The 3,288-nt window shown below is 35.4% G+C and carries 4 protein-coding genes; all 4 read left to right on the forward strand.

What is annotated here, in order from left to right:
• Positions 1-826: hypothetical protein (locus B3J29_RS15265; RefSeq protein ID WP_286966025.1), on the forward strand; the 826-nt coding region annotated here is incomplete at its 5' end.
• 1 nt (position 827) lies between these two features.
• Complete coding sequence (locus tag B3J29_RS15270; RefSeq protein ID WP_286966026.1) at positions 828-1,754, forward strand: hypothetical protein; 927 nt, start codon at positions 828-830, stop codon at positions 1,752-1,754.
• Positions 1,755-1,964: 210 nt separating this feature from the next.
• Positions 1,965-2,258, forward strand: coding sequence for a hypothetical protein (locus tag B3J29_RS15275; protein ID WP_286966027.1), 294 nt, complete (start codon positions 1,965-1,967; stop codon positions 2,256-2,258).
• Positions 2,259-2,262: 4 nt separating this feature from the next.
• Positions 2,263-2,568 carry a hypothetical protein gene (locus B3J29_RS15280; protein WP_286966028.1) on the forward strand — a complete coding sequence of 102 codons (306 nt, stop codon included), beginning with the start codon at positions 2,263-2,265 and terminating at the stop codon, positions 2,566-2,568.
• Positions 2,569-3,288 lie beyond the last annotated feature (720 nt).

Here is a 3,288-nt window from a genome sequence, read left to right on the forward strand (position 1 = left end):
GGATGCGCCGTTGTGGAAGACGTATCTGGACACGTTTCTGGATAAGATGACGTGGATGAAGAAAACGGCAGAAAAGGGGGTTGCGCTGGGGGCAGAACCCTGGCATATGCATCCGATTGTTTTTTTGGACGCGCTGAAGGAAAAATCAAAATTAATTAATGTTAACGCTTTTATTGCCCTTTATGAAAAAGAACATGTTACTTTTGCTTCAGGTACGCCAGTTTTATCTCAAAATTCAAAAAATAATTTGAAAAAAATCCTAGAGAGCATAAATAACTTTTATCCAAAACATTTGGAGTATAAACCAAATTTATATGGCATTTCGTATATGCTTGCAACTACGAGACATGAGACATATCACTTCCCAACTGGTGAGTTTTTTAGTGAACAACCAGAGGTAGGTGGTCTGAGTTACTTTAATAAATACGATCCCGTTCTTGCTGCAACACAGGCATTAAAAAACAGAGCATTAGTTAACGGAAATACGAAAGAGGGTGATGGATATAAATATCGAGGGCGAGGATGTGTGCATCTTACCTGGAAAAATAATTATCAAAAAGCAAAGGATAAATTTGAAATCGATTATGTAAGTCAACCAGATCTCGCGGGTGATTTTAAACATGCTGTGCCAATTATGATTTGGGGTATGGAGGATGGTTTGTTTACAGGTAAGAAACTTTCCTCGTATATAAACAATAGTGGGATAGATTACGAAGGGGCAAGAAAGATCATTAACGGTAGTGATCAAAAGGTTCTAATAGCTTCATATGCTATGAAATTCCAAACCATTTTAGAAGAAACGTCTTCTATTTCCAAGGGGTTTTAAAATGAATAAATATATATATCTGTTATTGCTCTCCTTAAGTGGATGCTCAATGGTTAGTTTTGCTGATGAGCCAATAAATTACGGATACGATAAAATAAACAATGTGATTTATGCACAAAAAAACGATAAAAAAGGAATATTAAACTTCACAGAAGATTACACAGGAAACCCTTCTTATTCGTTTGATTTTTTTTCAAATGCCCCTGCAATTATAGCTGACAGTAGATCGTTGCATGATTCTACGGTCTATGCAACTTTGAAATATAGTAACAATAAATTCTTTATCGATTGTCTATACTCGAATATTAAAAGTAAAAAGAATGGAATATTGGTTAAAGAAGGTATTTGTTATTTAGATAAGACGCCAGCCGAAAAATATATGAACTTTATAGGTGAAAAAACAGAAGAAATAGAAAATGATATGGATGCCTATGACACGAACATAATCTTAAACGACAAAATAAAACATCTGTCAATTGTAATTTATAATAGTACGGATAAATTGATATATAAGTTGTATAATAATAAGAATGCATTATTTGATGACAACTACTCCATTGTGATTGCAAATAAAAAAGGGAAGTGCGAGACTTTTGTTAATAGCCCTTGGGTTATATTTAATAAAGACTCTGCAAAAGTTGAAGTTATGGATGAGAAAAATTCAAATGGAAAGTTTGTTTTAATTAAAGCAACTCCAATTAAATCCGGTAAAAATGAATGCTCATCATATCAAACGATAAATGTTGTGTCAGCGAGATCTTATTTTTACGACTCGGTGTATAAGATAAAGAAAACCTATCTTATTAAAGGTGATGAAGTTAATTTATTGTCTGTTAGTGATGATGGGAAATGGTGTAAGGTAAGATATATCAATAATAAAAATAAATCCATGGATAACAATATGTTATGTTCAGATTTAAACATGTAGTCAGTGAGGTATGATCAGATGCATTATAAAAAACTGATTACTCGCTAGCAGTTAAGGGGGAACAGGGTAAATTATATCATGCTTTAAAAATGAGTTTCCGATAAAAAGAATAAATACGGGTGAGTTTGACAGTTATTCAACGCAGGAAACAGGACATGGAAAAAAAGAAATACGCCTGCATGTGAGGGCTATAAATACAGAGGCAGGGGAATGATCCAACTGACTGGCAAAGATGGATATAGGCTTTTCACTAATAAACATAATCAAATGAATCCTGATGATAAGAGAGACTTTATTGAAAGCCCCGAATTAGTGATGAGTAATATTGAATATGGTGTAGAGTCAGCATTTTCCTTCTGGGCAAGTAAGAACCTGAACAAAACTGCCAGTACATTAAACGTATACGAGGTTACGCAAAAAGTTAATGGTGGACAGAACGGTTATTCTGATCGCCTACAGAGGTTTAATGCTGTAGCCCCGTTATTGGGCGTGGACAAGGAGTAAATTTATGCGTGGGTTTATTTTAGGGCTGTCCTTTTTAGTTTTGTCTTTTTATACGGTCGCTCAATCAGATATAGTGCAAGGGCCATTTAAGTTAGATAACGAAAGTAGTGTCTATATTAAGAAGGATAGTGACATCAATTATCCATTGGGTCTTTATTTTGAAAGTAATGGCAATCATTATAAAGTGGATTCTTATGAGGTTGATGGTGATCTTCCTAATGTTGAAACAGTATTTTTAGTTAACATATACAAACAAAACAATGTAATTGTACTGATCTCTTGGAAGCAACGCCATTCTGCGGAAAAATAAATGCAGTTTCTTATCAGGTTTATGGTTATAAATACTCCTCTAATCATCTTGATATAAACACCTCTATAAAAAATGACCAGAATCTTAATGGCCTTGATGGAGTGTTTAATGGAGAAGAGTTACACTTTAAGTATAAAAATGCAGCGGAGATTAAGAAGTATCTAGAGTCACATTATAAATAATTCCGGAGGTATTGGTGCGACGGTTTGACCCGCATGGGTGTTATCGCGTCAGGCTGGGCTTTGACCGTAATAGTACTGAACAGGGTTACGCTTATTTGTACTGAGGCTGGTGAAGTAACATCTACAGTGAGGGCTTTGTCTGCCGGAAAATAATGAGGATAATGGTGTTTAATTATATTTAGTGCGATTACAATCGCTGGCGATGCCACTTGAAAAGAAGAACCTCACTTAGGGCTGTGTCCACAATACGGGGATAAGAACAGCAACACAATGGATGATGATATAAACCAGTGCATTAATGCAATTGAAGATCAGGAGCAACTATTGTTACGTATCGCAGAAATTAGGAAAGCTTATTATCGTTCTTTAAGCATAACTGATGGTGTACCTAACACGCAGGTTAGATTTCTCAATGGCTGGATTAATAGGGTTAACGATTGCTTAAGGATTGATATATGAAAAAATCACTACTATGAAGGTAATGATGTGCATTTCCCTCCCGCACCAGTGCCGGTAAGTGCCGGAGACAGTCTCGGGC

This window comes from Acinetobacter sp. UBA5984 (assembly GCF_002429925.1).
Lineage (GTDB): Bacteria > Pseudomonadota > Gammaproteobacteria > Pseudomonadales > Moraxellaceae > Acinetobacter > Acinetobacter variabilis.